This is a genomic window from Streptomyces sp. TRM49041 (assembly GCF_008271805.1).
Lineage (GTDB): Bacteria > Actinomycetota > Actinomycetes > Streptomycetales > Streptomycetaceae > Streptomyces.
The window spans coordinates 54,216-70,533 of sequence record NZ_VSRY01000170.1 but is presented as its reverse complement, the minus strand read 5'-3'; the positions used below and the strand labels follow the sequence as shown (position 1 = coordinate 70,533).

Below are 16,318 nucleotides of genomic sequence, written 5' to 3'. Positions count from 1 at the left end.
CGGTGGGGAGGTTCCGCATGATCCGCGCGTCGCCGGGCAGGCGCCGAAGCGCTGGGACCGCCCCGGCCGCCGCGACGACCCCCCCCGCACCAAGGAGCACCGCGTGACAGCTCGCCCCCACAGCCCCGGCTCCCCGATCTACGACCAGCTGGTCGAGGAACACGGCGACGTACTCAACGAGGCCAGGAGACTCGCCGAGATCGCCCACCAGCAGGCGGACCGGGTGCTCGGCCGGGACGCCCCCGTCCTGATGCGGGAGTACGCCGAACAGCCCTGAGTGTCATGGTTTGTCCGCTCCGCCGCCGGGCACGCGCCTGACGTCAGGGAAAGGCCGCAGCGAGCGACAACGAGGGAGCACCCATGTTCGCGAAACGGAAGACGCCTTCCAAGGCCGAGCAGGTCATGGGCGCCGTCAAGGAGACCGTGGGCCGCGCGGTCGGCAACGAACGCCTCACCGCCGAGGGCCGCGCGGAACGCGCCAAGGGCGGACTGCGCGAAGCGGGGAAGAAGGCGAGGGGCGCCCACAAACGCTGACCGGCCGCCCCGGCCGGCCGCCCCCTTCCGACGGGCGGCCGGCCGACGCACGCGCCGACGCGCCGCCACGGCCCGCGTCCTGCCCCACCGGGCGGGACGCGGGCCGTCGGCATGCCCGTGCCCGGCCACGCGGTCCACCGCCGTCCCCGCCGGAGGGCCGCCCGCTTGTACGTCGCCCGGGGTGCCGGGAGGTGTGACCTGGCCCAGGCTGGATACGCGAGCAGGCGAGAGCGCGAGGGACCGAGCGCACCGGGAGCCAGTCATGGGAACCGAAGAATCGATGGGTGACGAGGTCTATCAGCCCGACCGCAGCGACGACCGGGAGATCAGGGAGGACCACGGGGTCCTCGACCGTGAGGACCTGCTCTCGGACCGGGCCGCCGATCCGTACGACGAGGGGTACTCGCCGCCCGAGCGGCCGCTCGGCGCCGAGCACGTCGGCACCACGGCCCGCGAGCAGCGCGAAGGGGAGACCCTCGACCAGCGGCTGGCCGAGGAGGTACCGGACCCTGCCCTGCGGCGCGACGGCCCCGATCCCGCCGAGAACGGCATAGGCGACCTGCCCGGCGGCATGGGCGAACCCTACGACGACCAGGTGGGCCGCGACCGCTCCGGCCGTCTCGTCGCGCCCGACGAGGGCGTCCGCGCCGACACCGAGAAGGACGTCATCGGCCGGGACGTCGGCGTCGACGGCGGCGCCGCCTCCGCCGAGGAGGCCGCCGTCCACGAGATCCCACCGGAGGACGAACGGGCCGGGTGACCCCCCTGCGCCCAGCCTCCCGCCCAACCGCCTCACCTTCCCGGAAGGCCCCCGCCCGTGCAGCCGTCCCAGCCCCCTCCCGACCTGTACCACTCGGAGATCACCCTCCGGGTCAACGGAACCCCCCGCTCGGTCACCGTCGACCACCGCACCACCCTCCTCGACGTACTGCGCGAGGCCCTCGGGCTGACCGGGGCGAAGAAGGGGTGCGACCACGGGCAGTGCGGTGCCTGCACCGTCCTCGTCGACGGGCGCCGCGCCAACAGCTGCCTGCTCCTCGCGGTCGCCCAGGACGGCTGCGACATCACCACCGTCGAGGGCCTCGCCTCCGACGACGGCGGCACCCTCCACCCCCTCCAGCAGGCGTTCCTCGACCGCGACGCCTTCCAGTGCGGCTACTGCACCCCCGGCCAGCTCTGCTCGGCCGTCGGGGTCCTCGCCGAGGCCGCCGCCGGACACCCGTCGCTCGCCACGGAGCCGGGTGCGCCGCCCGCCCAGGGGTCGGTCCCGCTCACGCCCGACGAGATCCGCGAGCGGATGAGCGGCAACCTCTGCCGCTGCGGCGCCTACCCCCATATCGTCCAGGCCGTCGAGGACGTGATCCGGTGAAGCCCTTCGCGTACGTCCGCGCCCGCACCGTGGAGGAGGCCACCGCCGCCTACGCGGCCGACCCGGGCGCCCGCTACCTCGCCGGCGGCACCAATCTCGTCGATCTCATGAAGCTCGGCGTCGAGACGCCCGAGACCCTCATCGACATCAACCGCCTCCCGCTCGACGACATCCAGGAGCTCCCCGACGGCGGCCTCCGCGTCGGCGCCACCGTCCGCGGCACCGACCTCGCCGCCCACCCCCTCGTCCGGGCCCGGTACGCAGCCGTGTCCCGAGCCCTGCTCTCCGGGGCCTCCGGGCAGCTCCGCAACACCGCCACCACCGGCGGCAACCTCCTCCAGCGCACCCGCTGCCCGTACTTCCAGGACCTGTCCAAGCCGTGCAACAAGCGTGTGCCCGGCAGCGGCTGCGGCGCCCGTGACGGCGTCCACCGCGACCACGCCGTCCTCGGCCACTCGGACCTCTGCATCGCCACCCACCCCTCCGACCTCGCCGTCGCCCTCGCCGCGCACGACGCCGACGTCGAGCTCCACGGCCCGGACGGTGAACGGACCGTCCCCGTGGCCGAATTCCACCGCCTGCCCGGTGACCATCCCGAGCTGGACACCGTGATCCAGCCAGGGGAGCTGATCACCGCCGTCACCCTCCCGGCCGCCACCGGTGGGCTCGCCTCCGTGTACCGCAAGGCCCGCGACCGCGCCTCCTACGCCTTCGCGCTCGTCTCCGTCGCCGCAGTCCTCGACCTCGACGGCGAAGGCGCCGTACGCCACCTGGGCCTCGCGTTCGGCGGGCTCGCGCACCGGCCGTGGCGGGCCCGCCGTGCGGAGGGCGGCCTGCTCGGCACCGCCCCGACCGCCGAGAACGTCTCCCGCGCCGTCGCCGAGGAGCTGTCCGCCGCCGAGCCGCTCCGCGACAACGCGTACAAGATCGAACTCGCCCACCGGCTCGCCGGAGCCGTCCTCACCGGCCTCGCCGCCACCCCTCGCCCCTGACCGGAGAACGCTGATCGGAGAACGCTGACCGGACCACCGCTGACCGCAGAAGAAGCCCTGACGGAGAAGAAACCCCGACCGGAGAAGACCCCATGGCCGCCAGCCCGCACGTCCTCGGGACCCCCGCCGAGCGCATCGAAGGCCGGGACAAAGTCACCGGCGCCGCCCGCTACGCGAGCGAGCACACCCCGCCCGGCTGCGCCTATGCCTGGCCCGTCCCCGCCGGGGTGACCTGCGGCCGCATCACCGCCGTCGACACCACCGCCGCCATGGCCCAGCCCGGCGCCATCGCCGTCCTCACCCCGTTCAACGCGCCCCGCTTCGCGGCGCCCCCCGACGACCCGGAAATCGACGTCCTCCAGTACGACGCCGTCCCGCACCGGGGCTGGTACGTCGCCCTGGCCGTCGCCGACACCCTGGAGAACGCCCGCGCCGCTGCCGCCGCCGTCCGCGTCGACTGCGCCGGCCACGGCGACGAGCCCGAGCCGCACGACGTCGTCCTCGCCGAGGACCACCCCGAGACGTACACCCCCGAGGAGGCCAACGGCGGCTACCCCGCCCACCGCGAGCGCGGTGACGCGGCCGCCGCCTTCGCCGCCGCCCCCGTACGGGTCGACGCCGCCTACCGCGTCCCGCCCCTGCACAACCACCCCATGGAGCCGCACGCCGCGACCGCCCACTTCGCCGGCGGGCGCCTCACCGTGTACGACTCCAGCCAGGGAAGCCACGTGGTCCGCTCCGTACTCGCCGCGCTGTTCGGGCTCCCCAGGGACCGTGTCACCGTCGTCTCCGAGCATGTCGGCGGCGGCTTCGGCTGCAAGGGCACCCCCCGCCCGCATGTCGTGCTGGCCGCCATGGCCGCCATCCACACCGGCCGCCCCGTGAAGCTCGCCCTGCCCCGCCGCCACCTGCCCGCCGTCACCGGCCACCGCGCCCCCACCCTGCACCGGGTACGCCTCGGCGCCGAACGCGACGGCACCCTCACCTCCGTCACCCACGAGGTCACCACCCACACCTCCCGCATCACCGAGTTCGTCGAGCAGGCCGCCGTCCCCGCCCGCGTCATGTACGGGTCACAACACAGCCTCACCACGCACCGCGTCGTCCCCCTCGACGTGCCCAGCCCGTCATGGATGCGCGCCCCCGGCGAGACACCGGGCATGTACGCCCTGGAGTCGGCGATGGACGAACTCGCCGAAGCCCTCGGCATGGACCCCGTCGAGCTGCGCGTCCGCAACGATCCCGCCACCGAACCCGACAGCGGCCGCCCCTTCAGCAGCCGCCACCTGGTCGACTGTCTGCGCGAGGGCGCCCGTCGCTTCGGCTGGCACCACCGCGACCCGCGCCCCGCCGCCCACCGAGACGGCCCGTTCCTTCTCGGCACCGGCGTCGCCGCCGCCACGTACCCCGCGTACGTCGGGCCGTCCACCGCGACCGCCACCGCCCACGCCGACGGGACGTTCACCGTCCGCGCCAACGCCACCGACATCGGCACCGGCGCCCGCACGGTCCTCGCCCAGATCGCCGCCGAGGCCCTCGCCGTCCCGCTGGACGCCGTACGCATCGAGATCGGCAGCACCCGGCTCCCGCGCGCCCCGCTCGCCGGCGGCTCCTCGGGCACCGCCTCCTGGGGCTGGGCCGTCCACCAGGCGTGCGCCGAGCTGGCCACGGCCGTCGCCAAGCACGAAGGACCACTGCCGGACGAGGGGCTGACGGCCGCCGCCGACACCACGGAGGAGGCCCGCCGGACACCCCCGTACGCCCGGCACGCCTTCGGCGCCCAGTTCGCCGAGGTCCAGGTCGACACGGTCACCGGAGAGGTGCGCGTCCGGCGCATGCTCGGCGTGTTCGCCGCCGGGCACATCCTCAACCCGCGAACCGCCCGTTCCCAGCTCATCGGCGGCATGATCATGGGCCTGGGCATGGCCCTGACCGAACACAGCACCGTGGACGCCGCGCACGGCGACTTCGCCGAGAGCGACCTCGCCTCCTACCACGTGCCCGCCCACGCCGACGTGCCCGATGTCGAGGCGGACTGGATCGATGAGGACGACAGCCTCCTCAACCCCATGGGAAGCAAGGGCATCGGCGAACTCGGCATCGTCGGCGCGGCCGCCGCCATCGCCAACGCGGCCCACCACGCCACCGGCGTACGCTTCCGCGACCTCCCCCTCACCCCCGACCGGGTCCTCCCGGCGCTCAATCCCGGCGAGGGGTTCGGCGCCTGATGCCCACGGCAGCCGGCAGAACCTCCGGAGGGTGACGGGCAGGTGCTTCACGGACGGATGGAGATTGCCGAGGAGAGTCGCTCGACTGAGCGGACGCCCGCACACCGGGAGGCCGCAACGTGCACAATGGGGGCGATCGAACGCACCATCGCACACGCCGGAGTGAGCACGCCCGTGGCCCCCGCCTTCCAGCCCGTACTCGACCAGATCGCCGCAGATGTCGCGGCCCGCCCGGGCCGGGGCCGCCCCGCCGACTACATCCCGGTGCTCGCGGAGGCCGACCCGCGCAGCTTCGGCATGGCCGTCGCCGAACTCGACGGCACCGTCTACGGAGTGGGCGACTGGCGGCAGCCGTTCTCCGCGCAGTCCATCACCAAGGCGTTCACCCTGGCCCTCGCCCTCTCCATGGAGGGCGAGGGCCTGTGGGAGTACGTCGGCCGGGAGCCCTCCGGCAACCCGTTCAACTCACTGGTCCAGCTGGAGTACGAGAACGGCATCCCCCGCAACCCGTTCATCAACGCGGGCGCCCTCGTCGTCACCGACCGCCTGCACACGCTGACCGGCGACGCGTCCGGCGCGCTCCGCGACTTCCTGCGCGCCGAGAGCGGCAACCAGCGGCTGGACTTCGACGAGAAGGTCGCCGCGTCGGAGGCCACGCACGGGGACCGCAACGCCGCCCTGGCGCACTTCATGGCCTCGTACGGCAACATCGGCAACCCGGTGCCCGACCTCCTCGACCAGTACTTCCGCCAGTGCTCCGTGGAGGCGTCCTGCGCGGACCTGGCCCTGGCCGCCGGGTTCCTCGCCCGGCACGGCATCCGCGCCGACGGCTCGTCGCTGCTCACCCGCAGCCAGGCCAAGCAGGTCAACGCCGTCATGCTCACCTGCGGCACGTACGACGCGGCCGGCGATTTCGCCTACCGCGTCGGCCTGCCCGGCAAGAGCGGCGTCGGCGGCGGGATCATCGCCGTCGTCCCCGGCCGCTGCACCCTCTGTGTCTGGAGCCCCGGCCTCGACGAGCGCGGCAACTCGGTGGCGGGGGTCGCCGCGCTCGACCGGTTCACGACGCTGACGGGTCTTTCGGTGTTCTGAGGCGGGTTCCGAGGGCGCTCGGCCACCACGACCGCGGCCCGATGTCCCGGACCAGGGCGGGCACCAGCAGCGAACGCACCACCAGGGTGTCGAGCAGCACGCCGAAGGCGACGATGAAGGCGATCTGCAGCAGGAACGCCAGCGGAATCACGGCGAGCGCGGCGAAGGTCGCGGCCAGCACGACACCCGCCGAGGTGATGACGCCGCCCGTGGCGGTCAGGCCCCGCCGCACGCCCTCCCGGGTCCCGTGCAGAAGCGCCTCCTCGCGCACCCGCGACATGAGGAAGATGTTGTAGTCGACCCCCAGCGCCACCAGGAACACGAAGCCGTACAGCGGCACCGAGGCGTCCGTGCCGCTGAAGCCCAGGAGCCACTGGAAGACGACGGCGGAGATGCCCAGCGTGGCGAGGAAGCTGAGGGCGACGGTGGCGACCAGCAGGACCGGCACGACCAGTGAGCGCAGCAGTCCCACCAGGATGAGCAGGATGATCACCAGCACCACCGGGACGATGACCGCGCGGTCGCGCTGCGCCGTGACCTGTGTGTCGTACCGCTGCGCGGTGTAACCGCCCACGAGCGCGTCGGCGTCCGGTACGGCGTGGACGGCATCGCGCAGCCGCACCAGCGTCTCCTCGGCGGCGTCGCTGTCCGGTGCGGCCTCCAGGGTGGCGTACAGCCGGACGCGCCCGTCGACCGTGAGCGGCGGCCCGTCGCCCGGCCGGCCCGAGGCGGTGACCGGTACCACCGAGTCCACGCCCGCGGTGCCCGCGGCCGCCTCGGTCACCGCGGGCAGCCTTCCGGCGTCGCCCACGATGACGGCGGGGTTTCCGGCGCCGCCCGGGAAGTGCTCGCCGAGCACGTCCGCCGCGGCCACGGACGGCGCGTCGTCGACGAAGATCTCGTCCAGGGGGACACCCTTGGCGGTGAGCGTGGGGGCGAAGGCCGAGCACGCCAGCAGCGCGACCAGCGTGACCGCCCAGACCTTGCGCGGTGCCCGGTCGACCAGGGCGGCCACCCTCGGCCACAGGCCGCGGCCGTTCGGCAGAGCCCGGTGGCCGGGCGAGGCCGGCCAGTAGGCCGCCCGTCCGAGCAGGACCAGCACGGCGGGGAGGAAAGTCAGCGCGCTCAGTACGGCACACACGATGCCGATGGCGCCGACCGGGCCGAGCGCGCGGGTGTTGGTGAGGTCGCTGAGGAGCAGCGCCAGCAGGCCGAGGGCGACCGTGGCGGCGCTCGCCACGATCGGCCCGTACGACTGGCGCAGCGCCGACAGCATCGCGGCGAAGCGGTCGTCCCGGCGGGAGAGTTCCTCCCGGTAGCGCGCGGTGAGCAGGAGCGCGTAGTCGGTCGCCGCGCCGATGACCAGGATGAAGAGGATGCCCTGCACCTGGCCGTCGACGCGGACGACGTCTTGGTCGGCGAGGGCGTACACCACCGCGCTCGCGAGGGCCAGGGCGAAGACGGAGCCCGCGATCACCAGGAGCGGGAGCAGAACGCTGCGGTACACCACCAGCAGGATGAGCAGCACGGCCGTCAGGGCGACGCCTAGCAGCAGGCCGTCGATGCCCGCGAAGGCTTCCGACAGATCGGCCTGCGTCGCCGCCGGGCCCGCGAGCCAGACCCGGGTGTCCGGGACGTCTTCGGCGGCGGCGCGGACACGGTCGAGCGTGCCGACGAGCTCGTCACCGAGGTCGGGCCGTAGCTGCAGCGTGGCCTGGAGCGCCTCGCCGTCCTCGGACGGCACGGCGGGGGAGGCTCGGCCCACGACGCCCTCGGTGCCGGTGAGCGAGGCGAGCGAGCCGGTCGCCGCCTGCCGCTGCGCCTCCGTGACGGGCCCGCCCCGCGCCGTCCACACCACCACCACGGGCAGCGCCTCCTCCTGGCGGAAGGCTTCCTGCTCCTCCAGGACGCGAGTGGACTCGGCACTCTGCGGCAGGAAGGCCGCCTGGTCGTTCGTGGCGACCTCGCCGAGCTTGCCGGCGTACGGGCCGAGGCCGCCGCCCACGGCCAACCAGACGGCGATGAGCAGAACCGGTAGCAGCCGGCGCGCGAGGGGCGGAAACGTAGACATGATGCTCCTGCGGAAGAGAGAACTAACTCAATCAGAAACTATCTCAATGATTGAAGTAAATCTCGTGACCCGTCCGCACACGATGTCCTCAGCGGTGAGGCGTGTCCCGCGCTCCCAGCTCGTCGTTCACCGCGGTCAGGAAACGCAGCGCCGTCTCCAGCTCCTCCGCCGTGAACCGCGCCCGCGCACTGTCCGCGGCAAGGGCCAGCGGATGGAAGAACGTACGGGCGGCGGCCCGCGCCCCGGACACGTAGTGCAGATGGACCACCCGCCGGTCGGCGCTGTCCCGCGACCGGCGGATGTGCCCCGCCCGCTCCAGCCGGTCGAGGCACGCCGTCACCGCTCCCGACGTCAGACCGAGGTGCTCCCGCAACCGGGTCGGAGTCATGGGCTCGGGTGCGTCGAGGATCGCGGCGAGTGCCTGGACGTCCGTCGCGTGCAGCCCCTGGCTCACCGCGAACGCGTGCACAAGCCTGTTGATCTCGCCGTTCATCCGGCGCAGCTGCACGGCGAACGCCTGCAGGTCCGCCGGGGAACGCCGCTGTTCACCCCCGGTGTCCTCGTCCGCCTGACCATCCTCTGTCACCACCTGGTCAGCCTATAGAACACTCCGCCGCGTCCGTACCGGACGACCCCGCGAAAGCGGAACACGGGAAGACGGCCCACTGTGGAACTTGGACCGCACGGACGGAGGAGCCATGGAGGACGACGGCCGCACCCCGGAGGGAGGCCCGCTCTGCCTGGTCACCGGGGCGACCGGCTACATCGGCGGCCGGCTCGTGCCCGAACTGCTGGACGCGGGCCACCGGGTCCGCTGCCTTGCACGGTCACCCGGCAAGCTGCGCGACCAACCCTGGGCGCACCGGGTGGAGGTCGTCCGCGGCGACGTCACGGACGAGGAGTCGCTCCGCGACGCCATGGTCGGCGTCCGCGTCGCGTACTACCTGGTGCACGCCCTCGGCGGCGGATCGGGATTCGAGGAGACCGACCGCCGGGCCGCGACCCTGTTCGGGGCGCAGGCCCGGGCCGCGGGGGTCCGGCGCATCGTCTACCTCGGCGGCCTCACCCCCGCGGGCGTGCCCGAGCGGCAGCTCTCCCCGCACCTGCGGTCCCGGAGCGAGGTCGGACGGATCCTGCTCGGCTCGGGCGTCCCGACCACGGTGCTTCGGGCCGCCGTCATCCTCGGCTCCGGCTCCGCCTCCTTCGAGATGCTCCGCTACCTCACCGAACGCCTCCCCGTCATGGTCACCCCCAGCTGGGTGCGCACCCGCATCCAGCCCATCGCCATCCGGGACGTCCTGCGCTACCTGGTCGGCAGTGCGGGCATGCCGCCCGACGTCCACCGCGTCTTCGACATCGGCGGCGCGGACGTGCTGACCTACCGCGACCTGATGCAGCGCTACGCCGCCGTCGCCGGCCTGCCGCCGCGACTCATCCTCCCCGTGCCCGTACTGACCCTCCGTCTGTCCAGCCTCTGGATCGGCCTCGTCACCCCCGTGCCCCCGTCCATCGCACGCCCCCTCGCCGAGTCCCTGCGCCACGAGGTGGTCTGCCGGGAACACGACATCGCCCGGTACGTGCCCGACGCACCCGGAGAGCCCATCAGCAGCGACGAGGCACTCGTGCTCGCCCTGCGTCGCGTCCGCGAGGCGGAGGTCGCCACCCGCTGGTCGTCCGCGTCCGTCCCCGGCGCCCCCAGCGACCCGCTGCCGACCGATCCCGACTGGGCGGGCGGCAGCCTCTACACCGACGAGCGGGAACTGGCGGTCGATGCCACCCCCCAGCAGCTGTGGCGGGTCGTCGAGGGCATCGGCGGCGACAACGGCTGGTACGCCTTCCCGCTCGCCTGGGCCGTCCGAGGATGGCTGGACCGGCTCGTCGGCGGCGTGGGACTGCGCCGCGGCCGACGCGACGCCGCGCGGCTGCGCGTCGGCGACTCGCTGGACTTCTGGCGCGTCGAGGAGGTGGAGCCCGGCCGACTGCTGCGGCTGCGCGCCGAGATGCGCCTCCCCGGACTGGCCTGGCTGGAGATGTACGTCGAGGAGGACGGACCAGGGCGCGCCCGCTACCGGCAGCGTGCCCTGTTCCATCCGCACGGGCTTCTCGGACACGCGTACTGGTGGAGCGTCTCGCCGTTCCACGCCGCCGTCTTCGGCGGCATGGCCCGTAACATCACCAAGGCCGCCGTGAAACAGTCCGCCGCCGGAGGAGCGAGAACATGACCACGGCTGTCGTCGTGTTCACGGCAGACCTGCGCCTGCACGACCACCCGCCGCTGCGCGCCGCCCTGCGCGCGCACGACACCGTCGTCCCGCTGTTCGTGCGTGACGACGCCATCGCCGCCGCCGGGTTCGCCCCGCCCAACCGCGCCGCGTTCCTCGCCGACTGCCTCACCGGCCTCGACGAGGGTCTGCTGCGGTGCGGCGGGCGGCTCGTCGTCCGCTCGGGGCGGGTGGTGGACGTCGTGTGCGCGGTCGCGCACGAGGCAGACGCCACCGAGGTCCATATGGCCGCCGACCACAGCGGCTACGCCCAGCGGCGAGAGGACCGGCTCCGCACCGCCCTGGAAGGCCGGGGACGGGCGCTGCGCGTGCACGACGGGGTGGGTACCGCCCTGCCTCCCGGGGCGGTCACCCCGCAGGACTCCGACCACTACGCCGTCTTCGGGCCGTACTTCCGACGCTGGTCCGCCGAGCGGCTGCGTGAACCCCTCGCCGCGCCCCGCCGGGTGCCGGTCCCGGAGGGTGTCCGCTCCGAGCGCCTGCCGTCCCGGGCCGAGGTGGCCGGCACCTCGCCGGGTCTCGCGGCCGGCGGCGAGACCGAGGGCCGGCGGCTTCTGACGGCCTGGCTGCGCGGCCCGCTCGACGCGTACGGCGAACGCCACGACGACCTCGCGGGCGACGCCACCTCGCGGCTCTCCCCCCATCTGCACTTCGGCACCGTGTCCGCCGCCGAGGCCGTACACCGCGCCCGCGCCGCGGGCGGACCCGGCGCCGAGGCGTTCGTACGGCAGCTGTGCTGGCGCGACTTCCACCGCCAGCTGCTCGCCGCTCGTCCCGCCGCCGCCCACGACGACTACCGCACCCGAGGCGACCGCTGGCGCACCGGGCATACCGCCGCGGCCGACATCGAGGCATGGAAGCGGGGCCGCACCGGTTACCCGGTCGTCGACGCGACCATGCGCCGGCTCGCCCACGAGGGCTGGACGCACAACCGGGGCCGCCTCCTGGCAGCGAGCTTCCTCACCAAGACCCTGTACGTCGACTGGCGCATCGGCGCACGGCACTTCCTGGAGCTCCTGGTCGACGGCGACATCGCCAACAACCAGCTCAACTGGCAGTGGGTCGCGGGCACGGGCACCGACACCCGGCCGAACCGGGTCCTCAACCCCGTGCTGCAGGGCCGCCGTTACGACCCCCAGGGCGCCTACGTGCGTCGCTGGGTGCCCGAGCTGGCCGGCATCGAAGGACCGGCCGTGCACGAGCCGTGGAAACCGGCCGTCCGCGACCGGGTCCGTGGCGGCTACCCGGCGCCGATCGTCGACCTACCCGACGGTCTCGCCCGGTTCCGGGCCGCCCGCGGCCGCTGACCGACCGCCCGCGGCCGCTGACCGACCGCCCGCGGCCGGGCGTGCGGGTCCTTCGCGGACACTCCGCGCCACGGTCCCGCCGCCCCACGCCGTCAGTCGGCAGGGTGCCCCCGCCGCAGCTGCCACACGAAGTACGGCGTACCGAGCAGCGCCGCCAGGAGGCCTGACGGGAGGCCCGACGGGATCTCCGCCGGGGCGATGGCGGTAAGACACCGTCGGGGGACTGCTCGTCGACCGGCGGATCTCTCGCGGGCGTCCCGCCCCCGTCGCCCGGTACGGGCAGGAGCGCGGTGCCCGCAGGCGGAGCGGCCCACGGCGCCGCCGTCATGCCGCGCGCTCGCGGACCATGAACACCGCCCGCTTCACCGGCAGTTCGATCTGCCCGGTCACCCGGAAGCCGGCCTGCTCGAAGGCCCGCACCGACCGCACGTTGCGGACGTCCGGCTCGGCGACGACCCGCCCGGCGTACGGGTCGGTGCGCAGCTGCCAGTCCGACACCGCGCGCAGCAACACCGCCCCGAGCCCCTTCCCCCGGTACGCCGACGGGCCCAGCAGCATGTGCACGCCCGCGTCCCGGGGCCGGGCCGGGTAGTGGTGGCGCAGCGGGTCCAGGTCCGCCCGGTACAGCTCCCAGTAGCTCATCGCCGTACCGTCGACGCACCCGATGTACGGCGTGGAGTGCGCGCTGGCCACCTGCTCCCGCAGATACGCCGCGACCCGCTCCTCGGGCTGGGCCAGCTCCCAGTACTCGGCGACCTCCGGGTCGTTCATCCACCCGTGCACCAGCCCCGCGTCTGCGGCCGGGTCGACCGCCCGCAGCCCGAACGCGCCTCCCTCCAGGGCCGTCTCGGCGATGACGAGGTGACCCCACGTCACTTGCGCACCTCCGCGATGGGGTTGGGGATGTCCACGTACACCGACTGCGCCTCCAGCGGACCCGTCAGCTCGTCCATGCCGCGCACCCGCGTCAGCAGGTTCGCCTTGCAGCGCAGCGTCGGCTCGTCCCGCAGCAGCGCCGCCGGCCGTAGCCGCTTCCCGTGCTCGGCGGCCGCACCGGCCAGGAACCGGTCGGCGTGCCGCAGCAGCCGCACCTCGTTCGCGAGCCCCTGGGAGCCCTGCGCGCCGACGAGGCCCAGCAGGTTGTTGATGCCCACGTAGTAGACGAGCCGCTCGTCGATGACCTCGTCCGCGACATACGTGCCCAGGTCCCGGCCGACCCCCGGCACCCAGCCGTACAGGGCGTCGCTGCGGGCGGGCGAGAAGTAGTAGCCCTGGTTGTCCCGGTAGCGGCCGCCCACCGGCCACCCGTCGTCGTCCAGTACGACGAGCGTGTTCTGCTGGTGCGCCTCCAGGCCGAGCCCGTACGTGGCGTACAGCCAGAGCACCGGGGCGACGACCCGCTTCGCGTACCGAGTGAACCACTCCTCGGCGACCTCGCCGACGGGCCGCCCGGCGCGCTCGGCGAGCCCCCGCACCAGCGTCGCGAGCCACGACCGGCCGCCGGGCAGGTCGGGGCGCGGCGCGACCAGACCGGCCACGCACACAGCCTGCGCCACCGAGTCCGCCAGGAACGGGTTGGCCCGCACCACCACGTCGAGGCCGGTGCCCTCGCCGCCGTCGGGCGACGTGTCGACCGCGAGCCACGCCGGGTCGCGGACCACGGCGAACCCCGGGTGCGCGGCGTGCAGGGCCCGGCCCAGACCGGCCGTCAGCAGCCGGTCGACCGCCAGCCCGCGGTGCAGTTCGGACCGCATGTTCTCACGCCGCGAGTTGGTGATCCGCAGGCCCAGGGAGAGCTTCAGCATGACCGCCGCGTCGGCCCGGTACAGCGTCCGCACCGACGACGTCGCCGACCAGGCGGGACCGGCCGGGCCGAGGTCGTACAGCAGCCCCGCGTCCAGCAGGGCACGTACGGCGGGCCGGTGGACGACGTCCCGCGCCTGCCACGGGTGGGCGGGCACCAGGACCGTGCCGGCGGGGCGCGCCGGGCTGTCGCCCGCGAACGGCGCGAGCAGCTCGTCGGCTGTCCGGTCGAGCGACGAGTCCGCCCGTACGAGGGACGGGTCGGCGGCGAACCAGTGCAGCGGGAAACTGCCGCGCGTCTCGGGGGAGTAGCGGGCGGCCTCCGTCCCGGAGAGCCCCTCGCGGCTCTTGGGCGTCGGGTGCAGCGGGTGCCCGGTGATCAGGGCCTGCTCCCCGGCGAGGAACGCGGTCGTGCCCGCCGGGTCGTCGGGCGCGGCCCGGCGGGCCCGTACGAACTCCGCGACGCGGCGTACCGAGTCGCTGACCCAGCCGGTGAGGTCCATGACCGACTCCGGGTCCCCGTCGGCCGCCTCGACACCCAGCAGGGCGGCGAGGGCGGTGGCGGACGCGGGGGTGCCGGACCGCAGCCGGGCGGGACCGAAGCGGTGCCAGCCGACGGGCGACCAGTACAGGACGGGCGCCTCGACCGCCGTGCCCGAGGCGGGCAGCTCCAGGCGCAGGAGGTTGCCGACGGGCCGCTCCACTCCCGTCTCCCGCACCCAGCAGCGCAGCAGGTTGTCGACGGCGGCGCGGTCGGCGGCCATGACGGGGTCCAGGTGCTGGACCGGGCTCTCGCTCATGCGCACTCCATCCGCTCGTCGGCGGAGGTAAGGGACCGGTCCGCCGGCGGGTGGGGCCGGTCCCCGGGCGTACCGGCCCCGGGCGTACGGGCTCCGGGCGTACGGGCTCCGTGCGTACGGGCTCCGTGCGTACGGGCCCCGGGCGTACGCGCCCCGGTGAGGCCGAAGGTCGTGAACGCGGTCCGCTCCGGCAGCCGGTAGGCGGCGCGCCCGGTGAGGGCGTTGAGGATCAGCGCGGAGCGCCAGGCGGCCAGACCGAGGTCGGGGGTGCCCACGCCGTGCGTGTGCCGTTCCGCGTTCTGCACGAACACCGAGCCGCCGACCTTCTCGTCGAGGACGAGCCGCTGGTCCCGGCCGACGAGGGGGCGGCCCGCGCCGTCCCGGGCGATGTGCCGGCCGAGCGGTTCGAGGAGCCCGTCGACGGGCCGCTCCGCGTACCCGGTGGCGAGGACGACCGCGTCGGTGCGCAGCCGGGCCCGCGAGCCCTCCTCGGCGTGTTCCAGGCTCAGCTCCACGCGCCCGTCGCGGCGTTCGGCGGCGGTGACGGCCACCCCGGGCGTGAGCGTGACGTCCGGCCAGCCGCCGCCGCCCTCCACGACCCGCCGGTACAGCTCGTCGTGGATGTCGGCGAGGGTGTCCGCGCTGATCCCCTTGTACAGCTGCCACTGCCCCGGCAGCAGCCCGTCCCGGGCGGTCTCCGGCAGGTCGTGGAAGTAGCGGGTGTAGTCGGGGGTGAAGTGCTCCAGGCCGAGCTTGCTGTACTCCATGGGCGCGAACGCCGCGGTACGGGCCAGCCACGCCAGCCCCTCCCGCCCCTCCGGCCGGGCCCGCAGCAGGTCGAGCAGCACCTCGGCGCCCGACTGCCCGGCGCCGACGACCGTGACATGGCCGGCGGTGCGGAGCCGGTCCCGGTGGGCGAGGTAGTCGGCGGAGTGCAGCACCGGCACGCCGGGGTCGGCGGTCAGGGCGCGCAGCGGCGCGGGCACGTGCGGGGCGGTGCCGACGCCGAGCGCGAGGTGCCGGGCGAGGACCCGGCCGGTCCCCAAGGGCACGCCGTGCCCGTCGAGGCGGGTGAACCCGACCTCGTACGCCTGGCGGCCCTCGTCCCAGCGGACGGTGTCGGCCCGGTGGCCGAAGCGGCAGGACGGCAGTTCCTCGCTGACCCAGCGGCAGTAGGCGTCGTACTCGGCGCGCGGTATGTGGAACCGCTCGGCGAAGTAGAACGGGAACAGCCGCTCCTGGGCGCGGATGTGGTTGAGGAACGACCAGGGGCTCGTCGGGTCGACCAGGCTCACCAGGTCGGCCAGGAACGGCACTTGGAGCGTGGCGCCGTCGATGAGCAGGCCCGGGTGCCAGTGGAAGGCGGGGCGCTGCTCCAGGAAGACGGCGTCGAGCCCCGGCACCCCGTCGGCGAGCGCGGCGAGCGACAGGTTGAACGGGCCGATGCCCACGCCGAGGAGATCCACGGTCGTCGGGTCCTCGGCGGCTTGATCGGTCGTCATCGCGGTCCTTCCGGTTCCGGTACGTCGTGCGTCGTGCGGATACGGGCGGTGGTGGTGGTCGCGGTGGCGGCGGTGGCGACCGACGGGCCGGAAGAAGCTCGGCGCGCGGCGCGCCGTTCGGCATGGCGTATGCCCTTCGGTCGTGTTGCGGAGATCGCGCACAAGGCGCACGCGCGGCGGGCACGGGCGGGGTGCCCACCACCGCCTACAGAAAGTTAGGTTAGCCTAACTTGCAGTGGGATCAAGGGTTGCGGCCCGGCGGTGCACCGGTCCTGACGCCAATTACCCGCTGCCCGCCCCCTGTTACGCGCCACGCGCCGAGTTCGGTGTGGAAGTGG

General features: G+C 74.3%; 14 protein-coding genes. 9 read left to right on the top strand and 5 right to left on the bottom strand.

Translation table 11 applies throughout. The annotated features are described in order from the left end of the window. Nucleotides 1-103 precede the first annotated feature (103 nt). The 7 genes from FVS66_RS35305 to FVS66_RS31020 all read left to right on the top strand — a co-directional run bounded on the left by FVS66_RS35305 (nt 104) and on the right by FVS66_RS31020 (nt 6,215). Nucleotides 104-277, top strand: coding sequence for a hypothetical protein (locus FVS66_RS35305; protein WP_187645771.1), 174 nt, complete (start codon nt 104-106; stop codon nt 275-277). A gap of 83 nt (nt 278-360) precedes the next feature. Continuing rightward, on the top strand, nt 361-534 hold the full coding sequence (locus FVS66_RS31045) for a CsbD family protein (RefSeq protein WP_149184585.1): 174 nt from the start codon (nt 361-363) through the stop codon (nt 532-534). 262 nt (nt 535-796) lie between these two features. Then, nucleotides 797-1,294: a DUF5709 domain-containing protein gene (locus tag FVS66_RS31040; RefSeq protein ID WP_149184584.1), complete on the top strand. Its 498-nt coding sequence runs from the start codon at nt 797-799 to the stop codon at nt 1,292-1,294. A gap of 57 nt (nt 1,295-1,351) precedes the next feature. Continuing rightward, nucleotides 1,352-1,903 carry a (2Fe-2S)-binding protein gene (locus FVS66_RS31035; RefSeq protein ID WP_149184583.1) on the top strand — a complete coding sequence of 184 codons (552 nt, stop codon included), beginning with the start codon at nt 1,352-1,354 and terminating at the stop codon, nt 1,901-1,903. Beyond that, the gene (locus FVS66_RS31030) at nt 1,900-2,895 is read left to right on the top strand and encodes a xanthine dehydrogenase family protein subunit M (RefSeq protein WP_149184582.1); all 996 of its coding nucleotides are present in this window, start codon (nt 1,900-1,902) and stop codon (nt 2,893-2,895) included. The genes FVS66_RS31035 and FVS66_RS31030 overlap by 4 nt, the downstream gene beginning before the upstream one ends. 92 nt (nt 2,896-2,987) lie before the next feature. Then, nucleotides 2,988-5,123, top strand: coding sequence for a xanthine dehydrogenase family protein molybdopterin-binding subunit (locus FVS66_RS31025; RefSeq protein ID WP_149184581.1), 2,136 nt, complete (start codon nt 2,988-2,990; stop codon nt 5,121-5,123). Between the two features lie 126 nt (nt 5,124-5,249). After that, nucleotides 5,250-6,215, top strand: coding sequence for a glutaminase (locus FVS66_RS31020; protein WP_187645770.1), 966 nt, complete (start codon nt 5,250-5,252; stop codon nt 6,213-6,215). Here the strand turns inward: FVS66_RS31020 and FVS66_RS31015 are convergent. Beyond that, complete coding sequence (locus FVS66_RS31015) at nt 6,184-8,286, bottom strand: MMPL family transporter (RefSeq protein ID WP_149184579.1); 2,103 nt, start codon at nt 8,284-8,286, stop codon at nt 6,184-6,186. The genes FVS66_RS31020 and FVS66_RS31015 overlap by 32 nt on opposite strands. Before the next feature lie 88 nt (nt 8,287-8,374). Continuing rightward, complete coding sequence (locus FVS66_RS31010; protein ID WP_262387307.1) at nt 8,375-8,872, bottom strand: MarR family winged helix-turn-helix transcriptional regulator; 498 nt, start codon at nt 8,870-8,872, stop codon at nt 8,375-8,377. Between the two features lie 112 nt (nt 8,873-8,984). Here FVS66_RS31010 and FVS66_RS31005 point away from each other — a divergent pair, with 112 nt between their 5' ends. Together FVS66_RS31005 and FVS66_RS31000 are read left to right on the top strand one after the other, a co-directional pair. Further along, nucleotides 8,985-10,508 carry an SDR family oxidoreductase gene (locus FVS66_RS31005; RefSeq protein ID WP_149184578.1) on the top strand — a complete coding sequence of 508 codons (1,524 nt, stop codon included), beginning with the start codon at nt 8,985-8,987 and terminating at the stop codon, nt 10,506-10,508. Further along, a complete protein-coding gene (locus FVS66_RS31000; RefSeq protein ID WP_149184577.1) occupies nt 10,505-11,875 on the top strand; it encodes a deoxyribodipyrimidine photo-lyase in 1,371 nt (456 codons plus the stop codon). The genes FVS66_RS31005 and FVS66_RS31000 overlap by 4 nt, the downstream gene beginning before the upstream one ends. Before the next feature lie 324 nt (nt 11,876-12,199). On the opposite strand, the gene FVS66_RS30995 is transcribed toward FVS66_RS31000, so the two are convergent. Genes FVS66_RS30995 through FVS66_RS30985 form a run of 3 tightly spaced genes read right to left on the bottom strand, consistent with a single transcriptional unit; the run spans nt 12,200 to nt 15,980 of the window. Beyond that, entirely contained in the window at nt 12,200-12,751 is a 552-nt protein-coding gene (locus tag FVS66_RS30995; RefSeq protein ID WP_149184576.1) for a GNAT family N-acetyltransferase, read from the bottom strand. Then, entirely contained in the window at nt 12,748-14,478 is a 1,731-nt protein-coding gene (locus FVS66_RS30990; RefSeq protein WP_149184575.1) for an IucA/IucC family protein, read from the bottom strand. The genes FVS66_RS30995 and FVS66_RS30990 overlap by 4 nt, the downstream gene beginning before the upstream one ends. After that, nucleotides 14,475-15,980 (bottom strand): lysine N(6)-hydroxylase/L-ornithine N(5)-oxygenase family protein, encoded by a 1,506-nt coding sequence (locus tag FVS66_RS30985; RefSeq protein WP_149184574.1) that lies wholly within the window; start codon nt 15,978-15,980, stop codon nt 14,475-14,477. Before FVS66_RS30985 ends, FVS66_RS30990 begins: the two co-directional genes overlap by 4 nt. Between the last annotated feature and the right edge of the window lie 338 nt (nt 15,981-16,318).

Excerpts from the sequence above, each read along its gene's own strand:
- FVS66_RS31015 (WP_149184579.1), bottom strand. The coding sequence starts at position 8,286 with ATGTCTACGTTTCCGCCCCTCGCGCGCCGGCTGCTACCGGTTCTGCTC.
- FVS66_RS31020 (WP_187645770.1), top strand. The coding sequence starts at position 5,250 with ATGGGGGCGATCGAACGCACCATCGCACACGCCGGAGTGAGCACGCCC.
- FVS66_RS30990 (WP_149184575.1), bottom strand. The coding sequence starts at position 14,478 with ATGAGCGAGAGCCCGGTCCAGCACCTGGACCCCGTCATGGCCGCCGAC.
- FVS66_RS31040 (WP_149184584.1), top strand. The coding sequence starts at position 797 with ATGGGAACCGAAGAATCGATGGGTGACGAGGTCTATCAGCCCGACCGC.
- FVS66_RS31000 (WP_149184577.1), top strand. The coding sequence starts at position 10,505 with ATGACCACGGCTGTCGTCGTGTTCACGGCAGACCTGCGCCTGCACGAC.
- FVS66_RS31005 (WP_149184578.1), top strand. The coding sequence starts at position 8,985 with ATGGAGGACGACGGCCGCACCCCGGAGGGAGGCCCGCTCTGCCTGGTC.
- FVS66_RS31025 (WP_149184581.1), top strand. The coding sequence starts at position 2,988 with ATGGCCGCCAGCCCGCACGTCCTCGGGACCCCCGCCGAGCGCATCGAA.
- FVS66_RS31045 (WP_149184585.1), top strand. The coding sequence starts at position 361 with ATGTTCGCGAAACGGAAGACGCCTTCCAAGGCCGAGCAGGTCATGGGC.
- FVS66_RS30985 (WP_149184574.1), bottom strand. The coding sequence starts at position 15,980 with ATGACGACCGATCAAGCCGCCGAGGACCCGACGACCGTGGATCTCCTC.